The organism is Vibrio sp. Vb1554 (assembly GCF_033344235.1).
This window is the reverse complement of record NZ_JAWPOJ010000509.1, coordinates 1-1,001: the sequence shown is the minus strand read 5'-3', so window position 1 is coordinate 1,001 and position 1,001 is coordinate 1. Positions and strand designations below refer to the sequence as shown.

The 1,001-nt window shown below is 51.5% G+C and carries 1 protein-coding gene; it reads left to right on the top strand.

The annotated features are described in order from the left end of the window. Positions 1–1,001, top strand: a 1,001-nt coding sequence (locus tag R8N28_RS27405; RefSeq protein ID WP_318183941.1) for a type I restriction endonuclease, incomplete at both ends; no start/stop codon positions are given.

Genomic DNA, 1,001 nt, shown 5'->3' with positions numbered 1-1,001 from the left:
TCCGAAAGCCCTAACTACTCAGAGAAGGAGATTTTCAATCTCAGGGAGCAACTCGCGATAGCGCAATCTTCCGAAGCACAAACCAAAGCGGATTTTGAAGCTCAACAGGCAAGATTGACGGCATTAAGCGGTTACATCTCGGTCCTCGAAAGTAAAGAAGACGAAACCCAGGCGCAGGCCGATGCCCGCATTGCCGCGTTGGAAGCGCAGCTGAAAGAAAAAGAAGCGGAGTTATCCAAGAAGACCGAGCTCGAGCGCAAGGCCTACCGTAAAGCGGTATTGGAAGAAGCAACATCTCGCAGTCTCGACCTTAACGAGCAAGAAACGCGCTTCCTGATTGATGCCCAGCTGCGAAAAGCGGGGTGGGATGCTGATACCAAAAACCTTAACTTTGCCTCTGGCACACGTCCGCAAGTGGGCCGCAACATCGCCATTGCCGAATGGCCAACAGGTAAAGATGAAACGGGGAAAGCAGGGAAGGCGGATTATGTGCTCTTCATCGGCTTAAAACCCGTGGGTGTTGTTGAAGCAAAACGCAGCAACAAAGATGTGTCATCCACACTCACAGAAGCCTATCGCTATAGCAAGTACTTTGACATGCAACTGCTGCGCGAAGAGCTTGAGCAACAGGCCGCGAATGATGCAGAGCAACTAAGAAAAGTGGCGGACAACTTTCCGTCTTACCTGCCAGATTGGGAAGATTCGTCAGGCCAAGTCAGCTACAAAATCCCATTTTGTTTTTCGACCAACGGGCGTGAATACCGTTCTGCTGCGAAGGCAAAAAGTGGCATCTGGTATCGTGATGTTCGCCGCCCGCAAAACATGCCCAAGGCACTGCCAGAATGGCACCGACCAGAAGAACTGTTGGAAATGCTGGGGCGGGACAACCAGCAACTGAATAGATGGTTTGAACAGCATCCAGACATGAGCGATCTGGGCCTTCGCTACTATCAGGAAGAAGCGGTACAAGCCGTCGAGCAGGCCATTGTAAAAGGGCAGCA